Annotated in this window: 19 protein-coding genes; 15 read left to right on the top strand and 4 right to left on the bottom strand. The window is 40.1% G+C overall.

What is annotated here, in order from left to right; genetic code table 11:
* The first annotated feature begins 12 nt into the window (after positions 1-12).
* From asd to ND811_RS11705, 14 genes are all read left to right on the top strand, one after another.
* Positions 13-2,259 carry an archaetidylserine decarboxylase gene (gene asd, locus ND811_RS11770; protein ID WP_265352431.1) on the top strand — a complete coding sequence of 749 codons (2,247 nt, stop codon included), beginning with the start codon at positions 13-15 and terminating at the stop codon, positions 2,257-2,259.
* Positions 2,260-2,261: 2 nt separating this feature from the next.
* The gene (locus tag ND811_RS11765; protein ID WP_265352432.1) at positions 2,262-2,585 is read left to right on the top strand and encodes a DUF971 domain-containing protein; all 324 of its coding nucleotides are present in this window, start codon (positions 2,262-2,264) and stop codon (positions 2,583-2,585) included.
* A gap of 94 nt (positions 2,586-2,679) precedes the next feature.
* Positions 2,680-3,750 (top strand): flagellar motor switch protein FliN, encoded by a 1,071-nt coding sequence (fliN, locus tag ND811_RS11760; protein WP_265352433.1) that lies wholly within the window; start codon positions 2,680-2,682, stop codon positions 3,748-3,750.
* A 41-nt stretch (positions 3,751-3,791) separates the two neighbouring features.
* Positions 3,792-4,535, top strand: a complete 744-nt coding sequence (locus tag ND811_RS11755) for a FliO/MopB family protein (protein WP_322113474.1) — start codon at positions 3,792-3,794, stop codon at positions 4,533-4,535.
* Positions 4,532-5,341, top strand: coding sequence for a flagellar type III secretion system pore protein FliP (fliP, locus tag ND811_RS11750; protein ID WP_407658899.1), 810 nt, complete (start codon positions 4,532-4,534; stop codon positions 5,339-5,341). Before ND811_RS11755 ends, fliP begins: the two co-directional genes overlap by 4 nt.
* Positions 5,338-5,601: a flagellar biosynthesis protein FliQ gene (fliQ, locus tag ND811_RS11745; protein ID WP_002974890.1), complete on the top strand. Its 264-nt coding sequence runs from the start codon at positions 5,338-5,340 to the stop codon at positions 5,599-5,601. The genes fliP and fliQ overlap by 4 nt, the downstream gene beginning before the upstream one ends.
* A 1-nt stretch (position 5,602) precedes the next feature.
* Entirely contained in the window at positions 5,603-6,385 is a 783-nt protein-coding gene (gene fliR / locus ND811_RS11740; protein WP_265352435.1) for a flagellar biosynthetic protein FliR, read from the top strand.
* Positions 6,382-7,632, top strand: a complete 1,251-nt coding sequence (locus ND811_RS11735) for an EscU/YscU/HrcU family type III secretion system export apparatus switch protein (protein WP_407658898.1) — start codon at positions 6,382-6,384, stop codon at positions 7,630-7,632. Before fliR ends, ND811_RS11735 begins: the two co-directional genes overlap by 4 nt.
* Positions 7,633-7,636: 4 nt before the next feature.
* Positions 7,637-9,751, top strand: a complete 2,115-nt coding sequence (locus tag ND811_RS11730) for a flagellar biosynthesis protein FlhA (protein ID WP_265352436.1) — start codon at positions 7,637-7,639, stop codon at positions 9,749-9,751.
* A 9-nt stretch (positions 9,752-9,760) separates the two neighbouring features.
* Positions 9,761-10,732 (top strand): tRNA dihydrouridine(20/20a) synthase DusA, encoded by a 972-nt coding sequence (dusA, locus tag ND811_RS11725; RefSeq protein ID WP_265352437.1) that lies wholly within the window; start codon positions 9,761-9,763, stop codon positions 10,730-10,732.
* Between the two features lie 329 nt (positions 10,733-11,061).
* Positions 11,062-12,759 carry a DNA repair helicase XPB gene (locus ND811_RS11720; protein ID WP_265352438.1) on the top strand — a complete coding sequence of 566 codons (1,698 nt, stop codon included), beginning with the start codon at positions 11,062-11,064 and terminating at the stop codon, positions 12,757-12,759.
* 8 nt (positions 12,760-12,767) lie between these two features.
* The gene (locus ND811_RS11715; protein ID WP_265352439.1) at positions 12,768-13,985 is read left to right on the top strand and encodes a pyridoxal phosphate-dependent aminotransferase; all 1,218 of its coding nucleotides are present in this window, start codon (positions 12,768-12,770) and stop codon (positions 13,983-13,985) included.
* A 97-nt stretch (positions 13,986-14,082) separates the two neighbouring features.
* Positions 14,083-15,108: an SH3 domain-containing protein gene (locus tag ND811_RS11710; RefSeq protein WP_265352440.1), complete on the top strand. Its 1,026-nt coding sequence runs from the start codon at positions 14,083-14,085 to the stop codon at positions 15,106-15,108.
* A 29-nt stretch (positions 15,109-15,137) separates the two neighbouring features.
* Positions 15,138-15,926 carry an alpha/beta fold hydrolase gene (locus tag ND811_RS11705; RefSeq protein WP_265352441.1) on the top strand — a complete coding sequence of 263 codons (789 nt, stop codon included), beginning with the start codon at positions 15,138-15,140 and terminating at the stop codon, positions 15,924-15,926.
* Between the two features lie 135 nt (positions 15,927-16,061).
* On the opposite strand, the gene ND811_RS11700 is transcribed toward ND811_RS11705, so the two are convergent.
* Together ND811_RS11700 and ND811_RS11695 are read right to left on the bottom strand one after the other, a co-directional pair.
* Positions 16,062-16,535 carry a Dps family protein gene (locus ND811_RS11700; protein ID WP_265352442.1) on the bottom strand — a complete coding sequence of 158 codons (474 nt, stop codon included), beginning with the start codon at positions 16,533-16,535 and terminating at the stop codon, positions 16,062-16,064.
* Positions 16,536-16,558: 23 nt separating this feature from the next.
* Complete coding sequence (locus ND811_RS11695) at positions 16,559-17,176, bottom strand: CsgG/HfaB family protein (protein ID WP_265352443.1); 618 nt, start codon at positions 17,174-17,176, stop codon at positions 16,559-16,561.
* A gap of 127 nt (positions 17,177-17,303) precedes the next feature.
* Here ND811_RS11695 and ND811_RS11690 point away from each other — a divergent pair, with 127 nt between their 5' ends.
* On the top strand, positions 17,304-18,218 hold the full coding sequence (locus ND811_RS11690) for an alpha/beta hydrolase (RefSeq protein ID WP_265368934.1): 915 nt from the start codon (positions 17,304-17,306) through the stop codon (positions 18,216-18,218).
* Positions 18,219-18,228: 10 nt separating this feature from the next.
* Here ND811_RS11690 and ND811_RS11685 read toward each other — a convergent pair whose 3' ends face one another.
* Together ND811_RS11685 and ND811_RS11680 are read right to left on the bottom strand one after the other, a co-directional pair.
* Positions 18,229-19,953: a hypothetical protein gene (locus ND811_RS11685; RefSeq protein WP_265352445.1), complete on the bottom strand. Its 1,725-nt coding sequence runs from the start codon at positions 19,951-19,953 to the stop codon at positions 18,229-18,231.
* 9 nt (positions 19,954-19,962) lie between these two features.
* Complete coding sequence (locus tag ND811_RS11680; RefSeq protein ID WP_265352446.1) at positions 19,963-20,991, bottom strand: LA_0442/LA_0875 N-terminal domain-containing protein; 1,029 nt, start codon at positions 20,989-20,991, stop codon at positions 19,963-19,965.
* Between the last annotated feature and the right edge of the window lie 102 nt (positions 20,992-21,093).

Raw genomic sequence — 21,093 nt, 5'->3', positions numbered from 1 at the left:
GGAAGAACCAATATGGAAACACTCTTTCAAAACGGATCTAAGTTTAATCTGATTTTAGGATCGGACATCCTTAGCCCTTATTTTTATCTTATCCTTGTCGCCTCAATTTACTTGAGTTTTCGTTTGGGATTTCCTCAAATTCGTTTTCTCTTCCTCGCACTCAAGATCCTTACCGGCAATATGGACTTCAAAGGTTCTAAGGGCCAGTTGGTTCATTCACAAGCTTTCTTCGCAGGAATTGGCTCATCACTTTTGGCAGGCTCGGTCATCGGGACAGGGTTAGCCATCGCTTACGGTGGAATTGGCGTTCTTTTTTGGATTTGGGTGATGAGTCTTTTGGTGATGCCCATTCGGTTTGTTTCTTCCACCTTGGCTGTAAAATTTCGAAACCAACTCCCTAGTGGCCGGTATCTCTCTGGACCCATGTATTTTATTGAAAAAGCCTTACGGGCCAAGTGGCTTGCTGTGGCATTTTCTTTGGCAAGTATGGTAACGGTTCTTTTGTTTGGGGGGATTTTTCCTTTTGTCGGTCTCACTTATATTACAAAAGAAGGTCTCAGTCTTTCTGGTTTATCTGGTCCTATTTCTATCTCCGTTATTTTACTATTTATTGTTATAGGTGGTGTTAGGCGAGTGGGCCGTGCCGCTTCCATTCTTGCGCCCGTTGGGATCATTCTATTTATTTTTGGTTATGTTACACTTTTTTCTAACGGTATGATTTCCTTTTTTGGATTCTTATCTGATGTCACCAAAGAAGCTTTTTCCATCAAAGCTTTGCAAGGTGGAGGAGCCTTTGGAATTTTACGGGGACTTTCTGTTTCAATTAGTACTTTCTTTTTATCAACAGAAACTGCCGTAGGGAAGTCTTCGGGAATCGCTGGTGTTGTAAGGACAGATTATGCCGCAAAACAAGGGTTAGTGAGTATGCTTGCGTCCTTTTTTGAAGGTTTTATTATGGCGACACTTGTTGGTTTTGTTTTGTATTCTTATGGTGCAGTCAATTTAGATACAATCCTTTCCTTCCCTGATAGAATTTTAGAACAAAAGGATTCTTTATCAGCCATTTTGTTTTTTATTTCCTTTCTTTGTTTTGGAATTTTAAGTCTTGCTGGTTGGTTCTATAGCGGAGAACAAAATGCATTCTATGTATTTGGTGAAAAGTTTTCGAATTTTTTTAGAATGTTGTTTATTGGGTCCACTCTTGGTTTCGCATATTTTTACGTACAATATGGAATTGAAGTTCTAGTATTTGTAATGCATTGGGGTTACATTGCCGCTGTGATTACTAGTGTACCACTATTAGTTTCGCTTATGTTACTTGGTAAATCTGCCAATTTGGAACTTAAAAAATACCTCTCTGAATCTGGCGCCAGGTATGAAATCTTCAAAGACATTTATCTTTTGTTTTTGACCTTACTTCCGAAAAACTTAATTTCGAAAATTTTTGGGTATTTTTCAACCTTAAAGTTGCCAAGGTTTATGATGATCCCTATCTTAAAGGCATTTGCAAAGGCTTATAAAATCAATTTAGGCGAAGCAGAACTTGAGATTAAAGAATACGCTTCTCTCAATCAATTTTTTACAAGAGCACTCCGTGCAGAAGCAAGGATCATCGACTCAGCTCCAAATGCCGTAGTATCTCCGACTGATTCAAAAATTACAAGTTTTGGGAATATAAACCAATCCACTATCATTCAGGCAAAAGGTATTGATTATTCCGTAAAAGAGTTGTTAGGTTCGGAAAAGTATTACCCATATTTTACTAACGGAAAATACATTACTTTCTACTTGTCTCCGCAAGATTACCATCGCATTCACAGCCCTTTTGCTGGTCAAATTCTTGGTTATTACTACGAACCTGGAAAATTATTTCCGGTGAACGATTTGGCTGTTCTCAATATTCGGGGACTTTTCCCTAAAAACGAAAGGCTTATCACCTTCTTACAAACCGAATACGGCAAAATAGCAGTCATTAAGGTTGGGGCGTCTAACGTAGGAAAGATCCGAGTGACCTATGATGATAAAATTGTAACAAACAACTGGATTCGTTTTGCTAAGGAACATCACTACAAAGATGTATCCATCATGATCGACAAAGGGTCAGAACTTGGTCGCTTTGAGATGGGTTCTACAGTGATACTTGTTTTTGAAAATGATACCATCGACTTGACAAATATCTCCCTTGGTGACAAAATCCAGTATGGGACGACGGTTGGGAATTTCCGATCTAAAACAACGAAGTTGCCGGTGAAACCTTAAAGATGTTAAATTCACAGTTTGCGACCGTACCGAAAGAAATTTCTTTCGATGACGACTCTCTTTACATTGAATGGAAGGATGGTCACGGTTCCCAATATTCGCTTTTGGATCTTAGGAAAAAATGTCCCTGCGCAACTTGTCGCGGGGGACACGGTGGGAAAGTGGGGGATGCCACTGGACATATCCAGTCTATCAAACTCCTCTCCTGGACTAAGGTGGGCCGGTATGCCATTTCCATCGTGTGGAGCGACTACCATAACACCGGCATTTATTCTTATGACAATCTCCGTGCCTATTCGGACGGATTAGCGAGCGCTTTCGACTAAACTCGCTTACTTTTTGTCAATTCGGGAAAAAACTGAGTGACAAAAAAATTCATATTATGTCTCATTATCCTAAGTTTTCCGGAGATATAAGGGTATGGGTGAAGGTTCACTCTCACAAGACGAGATAGACGCATTACTACAAGGTGCGGATGATACATTCGACCTCTCTTCCTTAAGTGGCGCCGCAAGTTCGTCATCGGACAACCTATCTCCCATTGACCGTGACATTATTTCTGATGTGATCGGCTCTGCATTCCAGGTGGCGGGGAACACACTTGGCACGATCTTGGCAAAAAACACTCGTTTTATGAACCCTGCCACCGAATCGAGCTCCTCTACCGATATCCAAAAGGAACTCGGAACCAAATCCGTAAGTTTATTTTCAACGATTAGCGGAAGTTTGGCAGGAAGGGCTTGTCTCATTATGGCCCAAGAGAATGCAGCAAAAATAGCAGGTGTAATGATGGGAGGTATGACTCCTCCCGGACAACTTGATAATGCGCAACTGCAAACCTTAAAGGATTCTTTATCGCCTATTTTGGGTACTGTAACGGCACAAATTGGGATGAAACTTGGCGGGACCATGTCCGGTAGTCCACCAGAAATCGCACTTGTAAATTCTGGCCGTGATTTACAACTACCAGATGACAATAGTTTGGTGAAAACCTCTCTCAGTTTAAATATTGATGGAGTAGGTTCTTTTAAAGTATATTATGTAATCGCTCTGTCAATGGCTAACTCCATTTTGGATATCCAAAAAGGTGGTGCTCAAAAGCAACAACAACAGTCTGGCGGGATGAATGTCAACATGCAACCTAACATGGGTTTGGGTAGTGGACAAGGATCTGTTGGAATCAAAGGTGTTAATTTTCCGTCTCTTGCTACTGCAGGCGGTGGCCCAGGTCAAACCAACCTCAATCTGCTTATGGATGTGCAAATGGCACTCACTGTGGAACTCGGAAGAACCAAAATGTACATAAAGGATATTTTAGGTTTGGGTGAAGGATCCATCATCGAGCTAGATAAGTTAGCGGGTGAGCCAGTGGATTTACTTGTGAACGGCAAACTCATCGCTAAGGGTGAGGTTGTGGTTATCGATGAAAATTTCGGGGTTCGTGTTACCGATATCGTAAGTCCTACCGATCGACTCAAAGGCGAAAAATGATTGGATTCACTAAGAGAATGTTAAAACAAAAGGGGCAAGTTATGTACTTTTGTTTGTCTCTTGTTTTGTTTACATCACCTATCATCTCTCAATCAACAGAAACAAAAGAACTAGACCAAATCCTTCGGCAGGAATTAGGAGATACAAAATCCAAACCTGCCGATGTTGGTAATTCGAATTCTGGTCCAAAGTTTGAAGGTACCCCTAACTCTGGTAAAACGAATCCTGATTCGCAATCAAAGGTTTCAGAAGAAACAAACCTGATCCAAGAAAGATATGCAGAAAATTCCGATGATTCTCCTTCTGCAACCTGGATACTACTTAAGATTTTATTTGTTTTAACTATTCTCGTTGGTGCTGGTTATTTTCTTATCCTACAAATGCAAAAAACAAAATCGGCAAAATATCCCGTGAAAGGGTTTATGAAGGTTTTGTCAAGTTTGCCACTTTCAGCTACCCAGTCAGTTCAGATAGTCGAAGTGGGAGGGCGTACACTTGTGTTAGGTGTTGCGGATGGTTCGGTAAGTTTACTTACGGAAGTTACCGCTCCTGATGAAAAATCGCAAATTCAAAAAATGAAAGAGGAAGCTGATCCTTACGTTCCTAATTTTTTAGAAACAGTCTTGGAAAGTTTACAATCAAAAGCGCAAAGAAAAATTCGTATCGATCCTTCCAAAATGGAAAGTTTGGAATTCGATGGGGCTGCTGAAATTCAAAGAAAGGCCAAAGAGGGTTTAGAAAGACTTCGCAAACACCGTGAGCTGTTAGAAGGAGGGGAAACGTGAAATCTCGTTTTTTTTCCTTCGTTAAGAGACATAAATCTATTATTTTACTCATTGGGATTTTATTCCTGATTTCTGCTGGTGGGTTTACGGGCCTTATGGCGCAGGATAAGGGAACAAGAATTCCCATCCCAAATTTATCATTTAACGTAAATGAGGCGAAGGGTCCAAAAGAAACCAGTTTGTCTTTAATGATCCTTTTTCTTGTGACCATTCTCTCCTTGGCACCAGCGATAGTGATGAGTGTTACTTCGTTTACGAAGGTTGTGATTGTATTTGATTTTGTGAGAAGGGCTCTCTCTTTGCAGAACTTACCACCAAACCAGGTGATGATGGGGCTTGCTCTCTTTGTTACTTTCTTTATCATGGCACCAACTATCGGTAAGGTAAATGATGAAGCTCTCCAGCCATACTTAAATGGAAAAATTGACCAAACTGCGATGATGGAAGGTTCCATGAAGCATCTGCGTCAATTTATGATCCGTCAATTGGGGAAAGATGGAACCAAAGATGTGGCGTTGTTTTTGAAAATTGGGAAAGTGCAAAATGTGAAATCTTTTGAGGATGTTCCTTCTTATGTTTTGGTTCCTGCCTTTATGTTAAGTGAAATCAAAAAAGCATTTATCATTGGTATATATATATTCATTCCTTTTATTGTGATCGATTTGATTGTTGCGTCTGCACTCCTTGCAATGGGGTTTATGATGTTACCTCCTGTAATGATATCGCTTCCTTTGAAACTCATTCTTTTTATCCTTATTGATGGGTGGAACTTACTCGTTTTGGAGCTTGTGAGGAGTTATAAATGACGGAGGTTGATGTAGTAAACTTACTTAGAGAAGCGTTCATTGTTACGCTAAAAATTTCTAGTCCTATCCTTATCACAGCACTGGTGGTGGGACTCATTGTAGGGATTTTACAGACAACGACTTCCATTCAAGAACCTACGATTGCTTTTGTTCCCAAACTTGTTTCTATTTTTGCGGTGATTGTTTTTTTCTCCGCATGGATGGTGCGTGTGATGACTGACTATACCCGCGAAATTTTTTTTATGATAGAAAAGATATGATATGGAAGCATTCGTTCTACACTTTCAATCTTTTCTTTTGGTTTTAGTTCGCCTCCTGGGACTATTCCTCGTTGCACCTTTTTTCTCATCGGAATCGATTAATTTTTCTCTGAGGATGATCTTTTCTTTTATGGTTTCGCTAATTGTATATCCGGTGGTGGCAACCTATATGCCACCTGTTCCAGGTCATATGATCAACTACGGAATCTTAATCGTAACAGAGATTTTGGTAGGCGTTTTTATTGGATTTCTCGTCTCACTCGTGTTTGCTGCATTTCAAATGGCAGGAGAGTTTTTTAACAATCAAATAGGGTTTGGTTATACTGAGATTTTAGATCCTGTGACTCAAAACTCACTTCCTGCGATTGGGACTATGAAGAACTTGATGGCAACGGCCCTTTTTCTTGTGATTGGGGCCCATCGGTTTCTCATTGAAACGCTAGCTTATTCATTTGAAAAAATTCGAATTATATCTTTTACCGGAAAAGTCAATGCTGGCCTTTATCGTTTGATGGAAGAGGCGATCGGTGCTATGTTTGTTGTGGCATTTAAGATCGCTTTACCCGTAATGGGGATTCTATTTTTAGTTTCTCTTGCGGAAGGCCTAATGGGAAAAGCAGCACAACAAATGAATGTTATGTCCATGTCTTTTCCTCTGAAAGTTTTTATTGGAACTCTCACACTCATTGCGACTCTTACCTTTATTGCCACACAAATGGTACAAGGGATACAGATATCTATGGATAAGGCAAGTTTACTCATCCGGGAGTGGCCTAACTTATGAAAGAGTGGATAAAGTTTTTATTCGTCTGGGATTGCACTGGAATAAGTATTTGGACCAAATCATTGTTTGGTGGTTTTCCGTTTTTTTCATTTGCCTTCGTCACTAAATGGCAAACGAATAACTTTGCAATGCCTGCTGGTATTTCCCCTGGTTACTATGAAATAGATCTCCAACTTTTTGCTGCAGCAGATGAAGGGAGAACAGAGCCACCGAGTGAACGCCGTAGACGGGAAGAAAAGGAAAAGGGGAATGTTCCTAAATCCAATGAAGTTGCTTCTACATTAGTCTTGTTAGGTGGAACTGGTGTTCTCTTCATATTGGGTGATACATTTATACGAAATACAGCTATTTTTATCAAAAAATACTTACCAATGGGAATGAAGTTAGACCGCTTTGGTGCAGAAGAGTTCCGTGTGATCCTATCAGGTGTTTCTAGGGATTTTTTTAACCTTCTGTGGCCTGTTCTTGCGATTACCTTAGTATTTGCTGTTGTTGGAAATGTGGTGCAAGTAGGGTTTATGTTTTCTCCCAGGGCTTTGTCATTCCGGTTAGATCGAATTACTCCTAACTTTAAACGAGTTTTGCCAAATCGCCAAACCTTGTTTAATTTGGTAAAATCTCTCGCAAAAGTAGTGTTAATTGGTGTTATTAGTTATATTTTGATCTCCGGAGATTTTTTAAAAGTTCTTTTGACGGGAAATATGGGGATGATGCAGGCCATCTCGTTGATTACTTATTCAGGATTTAAAATCATGATGGCCGCAGGGCTTTTGCTTTTAGGGATTGCTGTCGCTGATTTCTTTTTCCAGAAATCAGAATTTGAAGAGTCGTTAAAACAAACTCCTTCTGAAGCAAAACGTGAGATGAAGGAGGATTCTGGGGATCCGGTGATGAAGAATCGAAGGATGCAACTGGCTCGTGATATGATGCAAGGAAATATGCTTCGTGAAGTTCCGAAAGCCGACGTTGTCATTACCAACCCAACCCATTATTCTGTTGCCCTATCTTATGAATTGGGAAAGGATTCTGCACCGAGAGTCATTGCTAAGGGAGAGAATCGCCTAGCACTGGAAATACGAAGAATTGCCAGGGAAAATGATGTTCCCATCGTCGAGAGTCCCAAACAAGCACGTCTTTTATACGCACAAGTAGAAGTGGGAGAAGAAATCCCACAGGAATTCTTTCAAGCGGTGGTGCAAATCCTCATCACCCTTGAGAAGTTCAAAAAAAAAGTAGGAATGGCATAACCGTATGAACTTTAGAGATATACTCAAACAGTCGGACGTTGTTTTAGGCGTGGGAACCTTATTGATCCTTGGGATGTTAATTGTTCCACTCCCAGGATTTGTTTTGGATATCCTGATTGTTGTAAGTATTGGGTTAGGATTACTGATACTTATGACTGCCTTGTCTGTGACAGAGCCAAGTGAGTTTTCGATTTTTCCTAGTTTACTACTTATTACAACTCTGTTTCGGTTAGCACTAAACGTATCCACAACAAGACAGATTTTATCGAAAGGCCCTGCGATGAATTCCAGTGTAATTGAAGCATTTGGAACCTTTGTAGTGGGTGGTGAGTCTGGGCTTGGGAAGTATGTTGTAGGACTGATTATCTTTATCATCCTTACCATTGTACAGGTGTTAGTGATCACTAAAGGTGCGACTAGGATCTCAGAAGTGGCGGCAAGGTTTACACTCGATGGATTACCACAAAAACAAATGTCCATTGATATGGAACTCAACAGTGGTGCCATAACTGAGGCAGAGGCCAAGGTAAAAAGAAAGAAGGTCCAACGTGAAGTGGATTTTTACGGGGCTATGGATGGAGCTTCCAAGTTCGTACAAGGGGATGTAAGGGCAGGCCTTATCATTACAGCCATAAACTTGATTGGTGGAATCCTCATTGGTTCTACCATTCGCGGGGAATCGTTTTTGGCATCGATTGAAACTTATGGAAAGTTTACCATTGGGGACGGTCTTGTTTCGCAAATTCCTGGTCTTCTTTCTACAACCGCAACTGGTATCATTGTAACACGTTCCAGCTCTGAAAAAAAACTCACTGTGGAAATCAAAGACCAACTTTTTGGGAATGCCAAAACTTTGTACGTTGTGGCTGGTGCCCTCGGGTTAGCAAGTCTCATCCCTGGACTTCCATTTTTCTCTCTATTGTTCTTAGCTGGTGCGATTGGATACTTGGGGTATTCGATTGAACAAGTAGCGAAAGAAGAAATCAAAAAAATCGAAACAGTTTCTCAAGAAAAAGTCCAAGAGAAAAAACCGGAAAATTATATAAAAGAAATTTCTGTCGAAGCCATTCAGGTGGAACTGGGTCGAGATTTACTTCCGTTAGTGGATGCTTCTTCAGGTGGGCATTTACTCGAACAAATTGCCAATACTCGTAAAAAATTTGCCATAGACTTTGGACTTGTGATCCCAGCCATTCGCATCATTGATAATTTAGAAATTCCTCATGATAACTATAGCATTCGCATTAATGGAGTGGTTGTTGGGCAATCGGCAGTAAAAGCAGACAGGCTTATGGCAATGAACAATACTGCGCGGAATTTAGAACCAATCGTAGGAGAACCTTTCACAGAACCAGCATTTGGTTTGAAAGCTACTTGGATTGATCCAAATGATAAAATTGAAGTGGAGAACAAAGGATATTCAGTGGTGGATCCATCAACGGTTATCATCACTCATTTAAAAGAGTTAATTTCTAACTATGCATCACAGCTTCTAGGCAGAGAAGAAGTAAAAGCACTTCTCGAACACTTAAGGCAAACACATCCAACACTTGTTGGAGAATTGGATTACGACAAACAAGGTCGTCTTGGTCTCATCCAACAGACGTTACAGAATCTTTTGGCAGAGGGACTATCCATTAAAAACCTTCCGAAAATTATGGATGCGATTGCGAACCATCTTCCAAGAACAAACAATCCTTTTGATTTAGCAGAACATGTAAGACAGGCCCTCTCTCGTCAAATCATCAATGATTTCCTTTCTCCGGATGGAAAGTTACATGTGGTGACCATTGACCCAAGGATCATTGATCGTATGAACAAAAGTATCACTCTTGATGAAACAGATGGAAGTAAACTCATCATCTTGCCACATGACATTCGTGTGAGGATTTTGGAGTCGGTGTATAATGAATTGCAAAAAGCATTAGATGAAAATCGATTCCTTATCTTTGTGGTTTCTAGGTATCTCCGACAAGCCTTTGCATTCTTTTTGACAAAGGAACTACCCCCAAGGAACTTTGCAGTAATTGCTTCTGAAGAAATCCATAGAGGGGTTCCCACAGAAATTGCCTCGGTTTTAAGCCTTCCTTCCAGAGAGGAACACCCACAAGAAGTATAGGAGATTTTTTTGACAAGTTCAGTACCATCGTACCGCATTTCTGTTGCCCCGATGATGGACTGGACCGACAGACATTTCCGTTTTTTTATGCGGCTAATCTCCAAGCGCGCGTTACTCTATACAGAGATGGTAACAACCGGTGCCATCCTTCGTGGAAAAGACAATCATCGTTATCTCGATTTTTCCAAAGAAGAACATCCCATTGCTCTCCAGTTAGGTGGAGATTCACCGCAAGCTTTGGCCGAATGTGCCAAAATTGGGGAAAACTTCGGATATAATGAAATCAATTTGAATGTGGGTTGCCCTTCGGACCGGGTCCAAAGTGGCAGTTTTGGGGCCTGTCTCATGAAAGAACCAGAACTTGTTGCAGAGATGGTATCTGCTTGTAAAGCAAAGGTTAATGTCCCTGTTACCGTCAAACATCGGATTGGTGTGAATGGAAAAGAAAGTTACGAGGATCTGCATCATTTTGTTTCTAAAATCAATGCAGCAGGTGTGGATCATATCATTGTTCATGCAAGGATTGCAATTTTAGAGGGACTTTCTCCAAAAGAAAATCGCACCATCCCTCCCCTTCGTTATGAAGATGTTTACCGATTAAAACATGATTTCCCTGATTTACCCATCACCATCAATGGAGGGATCAAAACCCATTCTGAAATTAAAGAACATCTAACGAAAGTTGATGGAGTGATGATTGGGCGGGCGGCTTATGATCATCCTTATTTGTTTCATGAAGTAGATCAATTATATTATGGATCTAAGGAAAATCCTTCGTCAAGAGAAGATATCCTTCGGGAGCTCGTTCTCTATATTCGATCGAATCTTGCAAAAGAAGGAAAGGTGCATCATATTTTACGTCATATTTTAGGACTTTATTTTGGTGAAAAGGGTGCTCGCGAATATCGGAAATTTCTCACAGACCGAATGCATCTTTCGGGAGCCAGTGAATCCATCCTCGAGGACTTTTTAAAGCGTTAAGGATCTGGAGGGCGTAAGGCCAGCGCTTCGTCTAACGACGAAAAGCTGGCGGGAGCGTAAGCGCACCCCGGAGGAGCCTGACCCCTGGAAAATGGGAGTTTTAGATAGGATAAATTGGGAACGCACAAAAAACTATAGGAAGTCAATTCAATTATTTTAATTAGGAAGGAATAGATTAACTCTAATTAGACGGTTTGTGTGCGGGGTTTGTTCAGAAAAATTGGAATTTACTCAAAAAGGCAGTGAAAACTCATCGAAAATCTATTAAAATCAAAGGAGTTGACAGGGCGGTTTCTCTTCCCAGCCTGGTTAAATTGAGAGGGAATACCATGACCAAGCCACTCACCGTACAAAGTGACAAAACAATGCTTCTAGAGGTGGATAACCCAGAATTTGAAGCCTGTCGGGACCTCGTTTCCAAGTTTGCTGAGCTCGAAAAAAGCCCGGAATATATGCATACCTATCGCATCTCTCCACTTTCTTTGTGGAATGCGGCTTCCATTAAAATGACAGCCGAAGAGATCATCGAAGGTTTAACTAAGTTTGCCCGTTATTCGGTTCCTAAAAACGTAATGAATGAAATTCGAGAGCAGATTTCTCGTTACGGTAAAGTGAAACTGGTAAAAGAAGAATCGGGGGAATTGTATATCATTTCCAACGAAAAAGGATTCATTACTGAAATTGCAAACAACCGCGCCGTTCAACCCTTTGTGGATGGAATGGAAGGTGATAAAATTCGTATTAAAAAAGAATATCGCGGTCACATCAAACAAGCGTTAATTAAAATTGGTTTCCCTGTGGAAGACCTTGCTGGATATGATGAAGGAAACAAATATCCATTTAACTTACGTCCTACGACATTAGGTGGAATTAAGTTTGGAATGCGTGACTACCAAAGAGCTTCAGTTGAGGCTTTTCATGCAGGTGGACGTAACGAAGGGGGATCTGGAGTTGTGGTCCTTCCTTGTGGTGCGGGAAAAACCATCGTCGGTATGGGTGTCATGCAAATTGTGGGCGCAGAAACTCTAATTCTTGTAACGAACACTTTGTCCATTCGTCAGTGGAGAAACGAAATCGTTGATAAGACCGATATTCCTGAGTCGGATATTGGGGAATATTCTGGGGAACTCAAAGAAATTAAACCCATCACCATCGCCACTTACAATATCTTAACTCATAGAAAGAAAAAAGGTGGAGACTTCACTCACTTTCACATCTTCAGTGCGAACAACTGGGGACTCATTGTGTATGATGAGGTTCACTTATTACCAGCACCCGTATTTCGTATGACATCGGAACTCCAAGCCAAACGTAGATTAGGTCTTACTGCGACTCTTGTACGGGAAGATGGACTCGAAGAAGATGTATTCTCTCTCATTGGACCAAAAAAATACGATGTACCTTGGAAGGAGCTTGAAGCGAAGTCTTGGATTGCAGAAGCCAATTGTGTGGAGATTCGTGTTCCTATGGAAGATGATCTACGTATGAAGTATTCTGTGGCTGACGACCGTGAGAAGTTTCGATTGGCATCGGAAAACCCTGAAAAACTCCGTGCGATTAGTTATATTTTGAAGAAACACTCAACTAACAACATTTTGGTGATCGGACAGTATATCAATCAGTTGGAAGAAATTTCGAATACTTTCAAAATTCCTTTGATTACGGGTAAAACTCCACTTCCAGAAAGACAGGAACTTTACCAAGCGTTCCGAACAGGCCAAATCAAACAGCTTGTTGTATCAAAGGTTGCAAATTTCTCGATCGACTTACCAGATGCGAACATTGCCATCCAGGTATCGGGTACTTTTGGTTCAAGACAAGAGGAAGCGCAGCGTTTAGGTCGAATCCTTCGTCCGAAATCCCAAGACAACACAGCTATTTTTTACTCGCTGATTTCGCGTGATACCAACGAAGAAAGGTTTGGTCAAAACAGACAGCTCTTCCTCACCGAACAAGGGTATGAATACGAAATTTATACTTTGGATCAGTTTAAAGAAACAGTTCCAGAAGAATCACTCACTAAATAGAGGAAAAAATGAAACTTGTAGCAAAACGACTCGATGTCGTAGAACCTTCTCCCACTCTCGCGATCACTGCTAAAGCCAATCAGTTGAAAGCGAGTGGACTTGATGTTGTTGGATTTGGAGCAGGGGAACCTGACTTTGATACACCAGCACATATCAAAGAAGCTGCTAAAAAAGCAATGGACCAAGGGAAAACAAAATACACTCCCGTGAGTGGAACTGTTTCTTTGAAGGAGGCCATCATTCGTAAATTTGAAACTGAAAACGGTTTAAAATACGAAAAGAACCAAATCATTGTGGGAACAGGTGGGAAACAGGTTCTCTACAATTTTTTTATGGCGACATTAAACCCTGGTGACGAGGTAATCATTCCTGCACCGTATTGGGTAAGTTATGCGGACATCGTTCGTTTGGCGGAAGGGACTCCTGTGATTGTTGCTACTGATATTTCGAGTGGATTTAAAATCACAGCAGAACAATTAGAAAAAGCCATCACTCCCAAAACAAAGGTGTTTATTTTTAACTCTCCTTCCAATCCAACGGGAGCCGCTTACACTCGTTCGGATGTTGAAGCTCTTGTAAAGGTTTTGGAACCAAAAGATATTATTACTGTTTCTGATGATATCTATGAAAAAATCATTTATGATGGATTGGAATTTGTAAACCCTGCAATGATCTCACCTAAGATGAAGGAAAAAACTTTTGTCATCAATGGTGTGTCCAAAGCTTATTCCATGACAGGATGGAGGATTGGATACGGAGCAGGGAACGTAGAGATTGTGAAAAACATGGATACCATGCAAGGCCAATCTACAAGCAATGCATCTTCCATATCCCAAGCAGCAGCAGAGGCCGCACTCACTGGTGATCAAACTCCTGTGGCTGATATGTTAAAAGCTTTTGACAAACGCCGAAAACTCATCGTGGGACTTTTACGTGAGATTCCCGGTGTGGAATGCCGAATGCCAGAAGGTGCTTTTTATGCATTTCCTTATATGACCGGAGTGTATGAATTGCCTGGATTCAAACGACTATTAGCGGAGAAAAAGGAAAGTTCTTATTCCAAACTTTTTTGTGATGTTCTTCTTGATAAATACAATGTGGCAGCAGTGCCAGGTATTGCATTTGGAGATGACAAAGCCATTCGTTTATCATATGCGTTAGGTGATAAGGACATCGAAAAAGGTGTGGCTCGCATCAAACAAATGGTAGAGGATTTACAAAAGTAAAATGAGATTTGTCCCTTTGCAGAAACTTTTTTGTAGAGGGATGGTCTTTTTTCAGTCATTGGTATGTTTACGATCGAAGTTGATCGTAAGTAATCGATTGAAGTTTTCTGCCTCATTCATTGCCGGTTTAATCTTTGTAATTCTGTTGAATGGTCCAATTGGTTCTGTTCCAACGTTACTAGAAAAACCTAAACAATCAAAGCCTTCTGAAATTTTGAAACGAGACTTACATTCAGAAATTGTAATTCCCGTGATTGGCCTCAACTTACATTTGTTTGCGGACCAGAAAAGTGATGTTTTGCGTAAACTAAAGTTTGGAGAGCCTGTAAAGTTTGATAAAAATTCTCTCGAAAGTCCTAAAGAAGATTGGATTCCAGTAAAGTTAGAGGACGGTCTCTCTGGGTTTATCAAACGGTCTGTTGTTCGTTCGGTTTCACCCAACAAGTATTTACCTACTTTGTTATTTGAAGCAGAAAGAATGATTCTTTCGAATCAAATAGATTTTTCAGCAAAACAAGAGATTACTGATACAATTTTTGCCATTTCTACTTCGGGAAAATTTACCGGAGATGATTTCATTTTTATTCGAGCCAAAGCTGGATTTTTCCTAAAAAAAACGGTGGATCTTATGAATACAAAGGGAATCAAACCGGACAATGATCCATCCACTTTGGAATTCTTAAAACGACACCAAACTAAGTTATTATATGATTATTCATCTGGAAAATACTATGTGGATTCCAATTATTTTTGGAAACTACTAGAGGCTTATCCAAAAACTAAACATTCTGATTATGCAGGTTTTTTAGCTACGGAAAGTATGCCGAATGTAGAATGTGGGACAGATTTAAAATGTCGATTAGAAGAAATGAGAAAGGGAAAACTTCGTTACATCTATTTGTTTCCAACAGGTAATTATATTACTTTATACACAAAGGATTTGGTCATCAATCTGCAATCTATGACTAAAGATCCAGACTCTATTCCTTGTTTTGCACCAGTAAGTGATGGGATTAAGTCTGAAATCAATCAAATGATTCGTTATGCGTCAGAGATTGGTCCAAGAGAGAAAAAACAAATCCTGCCTCATTTGCAGATCTTAAAAAAAGAATGTTTTCGTTAGTTATCAGCTGATATTCGGTAGGTTATTTGGTGAAATTAAACTACAAACTGTATCCATTCCAAAATCCCAATCGGAAATCGCTAGGCGATATTATCATTTTACATGGGTTATTCGGATCTTCGAAAAATTGGGTGACTGTGGCAAGGTTTTTATCCAACTTTGGATCGGTTTATGCGGTTGACCAAAGAAATCACGGCGATTCTCCACATACTAACGAACATTCTATCCAATTGATGTCAGAGGATTTGGAAGAATTTATTTTTGACCATCAAATCAAAAATCCAATTCTACTTGGTCACTCTATGGGTGGACTTGTGGCTATGTATTTTGATTTAACTCACCCTGGAATCATTCAAAAGCTTATCATCCAAGACATAGCACCGCGGTCTTATCCTTTTGCTTATGACAAAGAGATTCTATCAATGTCTTTTCCTTTAGAGGGATTTACTTCCAGAACAGAAGTCGATTCTGAGATGGCAAAGTATGTACCAGATACCTTTATCAGACAGTTTTTGCAAATGAGTTTGGATCGAAAGGAAGATGGTAAATATCGATGGAAATTGAATGTCGAAGGACTTAATCATGCAAGAAGAGTGTTTGATGATGTATTTACATTTGATAAAACCTCCCAGACTCAAACTTTGTTCTTATTAGGTGGTGATTCTCCGTATATCAGAGATTCTGATTTGGAAGTAATGGACCGTTTTTTTAAGAATAACCAGAAAATCAAAATCGAAGGTGGCGGGCACTACATTCATTTTACACACCAGGCTAAATATTTAGATATTTTGGATCAAGAATTGTCCTTAATCCTTTGATATCGTTTTCCACAGAACGAATCTTTAACGTAATGTATTTCTATTCAAAACTTTTTGTTTTGGCTTTGTTTTTGAATTTATAAGAATGGGTAAGGAAAGTAACAGTAGTCTGGATTTGACTACTGTTTAAAAAAATTAATCTTCGAGTAATGAACGTAACATCCAAGCCGTTTTTTCGTGGATGTCCAAACGTTGAGTGAGTAAATCTAAAGTGGCTTGGTCGTTTCCTTTTTCTGCAGGAGCATAAGCGGCACGTGCGGTGCGAATCACGGCTTCATTTCCTTCTACTAAGTGTTTGATCATATCGTGGGCTTTTGGAACTTCTTTATCTTCTGTTATGCTTGAATACTTTGCAAATTCCCAACCACCCATCGGCGCATAGTATCCGAGAGAACGAATTCTTTCGGCAATAGGGTCTATTGCATTCCATAGTTCAGTGTATTGGGTCATAAACAGAATGTGTAAAGTTTGGAACATAGGCCCTGTTACATTCCAATGGTAACTATGTGTTTTTTGGTACAGAGTGTACGTATCTGCCAAGAGTTTTTTTAGAGACTCGGAGATCGCACTTCTTTCTTCTTCGGGAATTCCAATGTTAATTTTCATCATTTGTCCTTTTATTATTAGATAAATTATTTCTTTAGTTCGGAAACAATACGTTCTACTAAACTTTCTGCCACAAAATCATATTCGCTTGTAGTAAGTAGAATGTCCTCGCGGCTCCAAATGAGACCAAACCCCAAAGTATATTGTAATACCCGACCAAAAGTCCAATCGGCCCCTGGTTTTTTACGTGCATTGACGATTACGTGTCCAGATTCGATATGAACGATTTTTAAAGACACTGTATCAACTAAGTTAGGAATGAGTTTTCCTTTTTCATCATATTTCTTGAGTGCAGATCCTCTGCCAAAAATAAGTGCATCCACTCCTAAAACTTTTCCTATGCGAACGGCTGTTTGTGTATCAATAATTCCTGTTTTGGAAAAACTTTGTTCGTTTACCACTTTCGACAGTTGTTCTCTTTCTATGACTTTGATGGGTAGGAGTTTGGCAATTTGTAAGGATACTGCATCGGTAAATTCATCCCCCCATTTGGCATCTTCAATGTCAAAAAGCAAAACAGCAACCTTAGTGATTCCTAGGTCAGTTTTCCCTGAGTCTGGATATTGGATGGCAGCATCCATAGTGCGACAGTTTACAAAGGAAAGGGTGAGGAGTAGGGAGAAACACGCTAAATATAGTTTCATAGATTTCCTAAAGAAATGATGGATGGATCGTAAGTCGGCAATTCTTTTTCTCATCAAAAACTCGCATTTTGGAAAATTCGCTTTTCCTATTGTGGTCTTTCCTAGATTTTTCCAACTAGGCCCTTTGATGAAAAAGATTTTTAGTGTATTGATTATAGTTCTCACCTTTTTTTTGCTAGGCGCAGGGTATTATTTTTCATCTTCCATTATCTCCTTTCCTATCTCCAAATTACAGGAAGATAAGACGAAATTAAAGATTCATTCCTTTGCCGATTTTGATCTGCCAGAACCAGAATCGGTCCGATTCCAAAACGGAAGTTTACGACTTCGTGGTTGGTATTTTAAAAATCCTAAAAAGAAAAAATGTGGTGTGGTTTTACTTCATGGGCATGGAAGGACTCGTTACGGAGTTCTTAAATACACACCTCTCTTTTGGAAACGAGGTTGCAGTTTGTTTGCTTATGATGCGCGGCATCATGGAGAAAGTGCTGGAGAATACGGAACGTACGGATTTTATGAAAAACAAGACTTGGAAAGGGCCATAGAATTTTTTTCAGAGATTAGCACAGTTCCAGAAGAAGATATTGGTATTTTTGGTGCTTCTTTTGGGGCAGCTACAGCCTTACAATACGCAGAAGGACGAAGCGACTTTGCCTTTGTGATTGCCGACTCACCATTTATGGATATGCGTTCGATTGTGGAAAAACGTGCGGTTGACTTTTATTCGCCTCTGATACTATTTCTTTCACCGATTGCCCTCTCCATTGCAGAACTCAGGGCAGATTTTCTTGTGAACGAAGTGTCCCCTAAAAAAGCCGCAAAACAAATATCTGTGCCAGTTCTCATCATTCATTCCAAGGATGATGAGGTAACGCCCGTTACTCATTCCGAAGAAATTTTCCAAAATTTAAAATCAAATCGCAAAGAATTATTTATTACCGATTGGGGTGCCCTTCATTGTAAATCAATTGACACTCGATTTAATGAATACGAAGCGATTGTGAATTCTTTTCTAAAAGACAAGACAACGTTTCCCAAATGAATCCCTTTTTTTAGCGGATCTTAATCAAACGAGGGAGAGTTTCCCAGCTTCCATCATCATTTGTAAAACGGGTGAGAAAAACAGGTAAGGAGCCAATTCCAATCGGGCCATAGATGGACCAGGTATAGTTTAATTTCCCATTGGCAGATTGTAATTGTTCTGCATTGGAAATGGGAGAGCTGTATTCGGCAGGAATGGCTGGTAAGATGGAAGCGCTGGCCAATGAATCTGTACTTCGATAGATTTGATAATTCGGTGAAATGGACGTTGGACTAGTGGAAAGAAGAAAAAAATCCGAGTTGCTAGAGCTTTTCACAGAGCGAAGGAGAGGATCGGAACTTGCCAAAGTTGAGCTAAATCCAGTTATGGGGCTTGTATTTTTTGTAATGGTTGGACTGGATCCGCCGTAGTTATCAGTGGGAAAAGTAAATCCCACTACATTCGGACTAAAATTCAGTAGCCCCACCAATTTCCCTCGTACATAAAATATAGGAGATTGGAATGTGTAACCACCTCCACCTGTATCAAAAGTTAGGACTCGATTGGATAATCCAACACTATCTAAGCTACGGACTTGGATTGTCTGACTGTTCATTAATGAAGATGTGTTTTGGCATTGTAAATATTCTGTCCCACCCACATTGATCAATTGGTAAGAGATAGCTCCGAGATTTGAGTCCGCTATCATACAACTAAATCCCAAAACAGCGTCTTGGGTTACTGCAAAATTTTCGTTTAATAAGGTTGGTCTTATTTGTGTTCCTGAGCTGTAAGCGGGTGAGACAAGGTATCGACTAGAAAAATAAAATGCCGGGTAAATCCACGGAAACGCATCAGGCCTGTACAAATTTGCATTGGAAGCAATGGGAAGGTTGACCACTTCACTTGCGCTTGGGAAAGACTGGGGGATTTTAAAAATTAAGTTTCTATTGGACTGGTAGGTTCCTGGAGCAGGGTAGGTGGACCTTTCCTCTGATAAGAAAAAAACATATTCCGATCCATTGAACATCGGTTTGGATATTTTTAAAAAGGTTTCGTATCCTGAATCTACTTTCAGGTTGACTCCATCAATCTTTGTTACTTGGTCATAATACTCCCCATCGGCACTTGAGATGATATATCCAGTAGAAGAATACTGGGTGGAGGATGTATATGATGTTTGTACTTGTAAATAGAGAAACTGGCGCCCGTTTGCTGATCCAAGTGAGGTAAGTGCATTGGATGATCCCAATCGGTTTCTATAATTAGCTAAGTCTTCCAAAATAAACTGTGTGGAACCACTTTGGCTTAACCAGAAAAATGATTGTTTGGTGATTCCATTGTAAACTCGAAAACTCGCATTACCGACATCGGCATTTCCTGAATTTTTAACTGTGATTTTTGCAATTCCTCTTTCGCTGAAAAATAAAAATCCACGTCCATAAGCATCTAAAGTCACAGTATAGGGTTGGATATTACCTGTATCTCCAAAGGGTGAAACAGGAACTCCATTTTCATCGGCTTCATTAAAAACAAAATATTCGGCCGTTCCTCCTGCATAAGGAGTGCCATTGGGATCGGCAAATTTCATAAAGGCAACGGTTTGGCTATAGGTATTAAAAGCATCGGCTAAAGCAAGATACCGTAATAATGTTTGTAAGGTGCCTAAATCCTGAGAGGGATCCAGATCAGAAGGTTTAAAAATTCTACATTGAAAGGAGAGAAGAATGAGTAGTGTGGTGAATATCTTTTTCATAAAAACTCCTTAGAATAAAAATGAATAACGGATTTCCGCATATACCGCACTGGTCTGCGGTCGAATTCCAGTAATCGAGTATGGTCTGTCCCAACTCGTCTCAAAGTCCAAACCTTCTTTGATTTGTTTTCCGCCAGTGCTGACGGTGGGCCTATCTGGATACCTGTCTTTTCCGATCATGTAGGCATGAACTAAATTTGTGATATAGAGGATACTTGCTGTGCCCAGTCCCGCTAAGTATTTTGTATTGGAGCTTTTTGCATTTTCTCTGCTTTTGGCAATGAAATCTTCAGCGATCGATGATTCGGCAAAAACTTGGAAAAATTCGGAAGGCAAACTGATGTTTTGTGCGTTGAGTCTTGTGCCTGGCCCTCCTATTTGGTTGAGTAAAATCATGGTATCGTAATGGGATTTGGCGTTTTGTTCTTCTGTACGTAGTGGTCCTAAGGTAAAAACTAAGGTCCCAAAAAATAAGGTGCTAAATGTTCCAGCCGATGCATAATAACCACCACAGAGTTGTCCCCATCCAGGGATTAAGGCTGATCGCCAAATTAAGGCTAGTCGACCGCCGCATTGGTTAGCGGCAGGAGAGGGGCCAAGTTTTCTAGTTGTTAGCCACTCTGCTTCTGCCCTTGCTTCCTTTTCAGCTAATGTTTCTTTATTTTTTTCTTCGGCGAGCCTCGTTTGTTCCGCGATTTTTGCTTCTTCTTCTAAACGTTTTTGTTCTTTGGCTTCCGCTAGCAGACGTTCTTTTTCGAGTTTGGCTTTTTCTTTTTCCTCTTTCTCGCGTAGTTTCTTTTCTTCCGCAATTCGAATCTTTTCTGCTTCTTGTTCAGATACGTCTTTATAAATTACTTTTAGGATTTGTGATTTAGAAATAGTTTGTGGACCGTCAGCAGTTTGTACAGTGAGTCCTTGTTCATTTTGGTTGGTGACTTTGCCTTTTAGAGTCTTCCCGTTTTTTAGAATGACAGTGTTTACAGCAAAGACTGGGAGTGATAGGATGAGAAGGAGGAAGAGGCAGGCGAATTTTTTCATACTATAAATCTCTGGCAAGGCACCTAAGATTTTGCATCTATTCAAGAAATTGCAAGAGAATTTTACGAGATTCTAATTTAGCAATGGTAGCTGTTAGCGAAG

The organism is Leptospira soteropolitanensis (assembly GCF_026151655.1).
Classification (GTDB): domain Bacteria; phylum Spirochaetota; class Leptospiria; order Leptospirales; family Leptospiraceae; genus Leptospira_A; species Leptospira_A soteropolitanensis.
The sequence above is the reverse complement of the archived record's forward strand: the minus strand, read 5'-3'. Positions and strand labels throughout refer to the sequence as shown.

Coding starts and splice junctions, on each gene's coding strand:
- asd (WP_265352431.1), top strand. CDS start 13: ATGGAAACACTCTTTCAAAACGGATCTAAGTTTAATCTGATTTTAGGA.
- ND811_RS11765 (WP_265352432.1), top strand. CDS start 2,262: ATGTTAAATTCACAGTTTGCGACCGTACCGAAAGAAATTTCTTTCGAT.
- fliN (WP_265352433.1), top strand. CDS start 2,680: ATGGGTGAAGGTTCACTCTCACAAGACGAGATAGACGCATTACTACAA.
- ND811_RS11755 (WP_322113474.1), top strand. CDS start 3,792: ATGTACTTTTGTTTGTCTCTTGTTTTGTTTACATCACCTATCATCTCT.
- fliQ (WP_002974890.1), top strand. CDS start 5,338: ATGACGGAGGTTGATGTAGTAAACTTACTTAGAGAAGCGTTCATTGTT.
- fliR (WP_265352435.1), top strand. CDS start 5,603: ATGGAAGCATTCGTTCTACACTTTCAATCTTTTCTTTTGGTTTTAGTT.
- ND811_RS11735 (WP_407658898.1), top strand. CDS start 6,382: ATGAAAGAGTGGATAAAGTTTTTATTCGTCTGGGATTGCACTGGAATA.
- ND811_RS11730 (WP_265352436.1), top strand. CDS start 7,637: ATGAACTTTAGAGATATACTCAAACAGTCGGACGTTGTTTTAGGCGTG.
- ND811_RS11720 (WP_265352438.1), top strand. CDS start 11,062: ATGACCAAGCCACTCACCGTACAAAGTGACAAAACAATGCTTCTAGAG.
- ND811_RS11715 (WP_265352439.1), top strand. CDS start 12,768: ATGAAACTTGTAGCAAAACGACTCGATGTCGTAGAACCTTCTCCCACT.
- ND811_RS11700 (WP_265352442.1), bottom strand. CDS start 16,535: ATGATGAAAATTAACATTGGAATTCCCGAAGAAGAAAGAAGTGCGATC.
- ND811_RS11695 (WP_265352443.1), bottom strand. CDS start 17,176: ATGAAACTATATTTAGCGTGTTTCTCCCTACTCCTCACCCTTTCCTTT.
- ND811_RS11690 (WP_265368934.1), top strand. CDS start 17,304: ATGAAAAAGATTTTTAGTGTATTGATTATAGTTCTCACCTTTTTTTTG.
- ND811_RS11685 (WP_265352445.1), bottom strand. CDS start 19,953: ATGAAAAAGATATTCACCACACTACTCATTCTTCTCTCCTTTCAATGT.
- ND811_RS11680 (WP_265352446.1), bottom strand. CDS start 20,991: ATGAAAAAATTCGCCTGCCTCTTCCTCCTTCTCATCCTATCACTCCCA.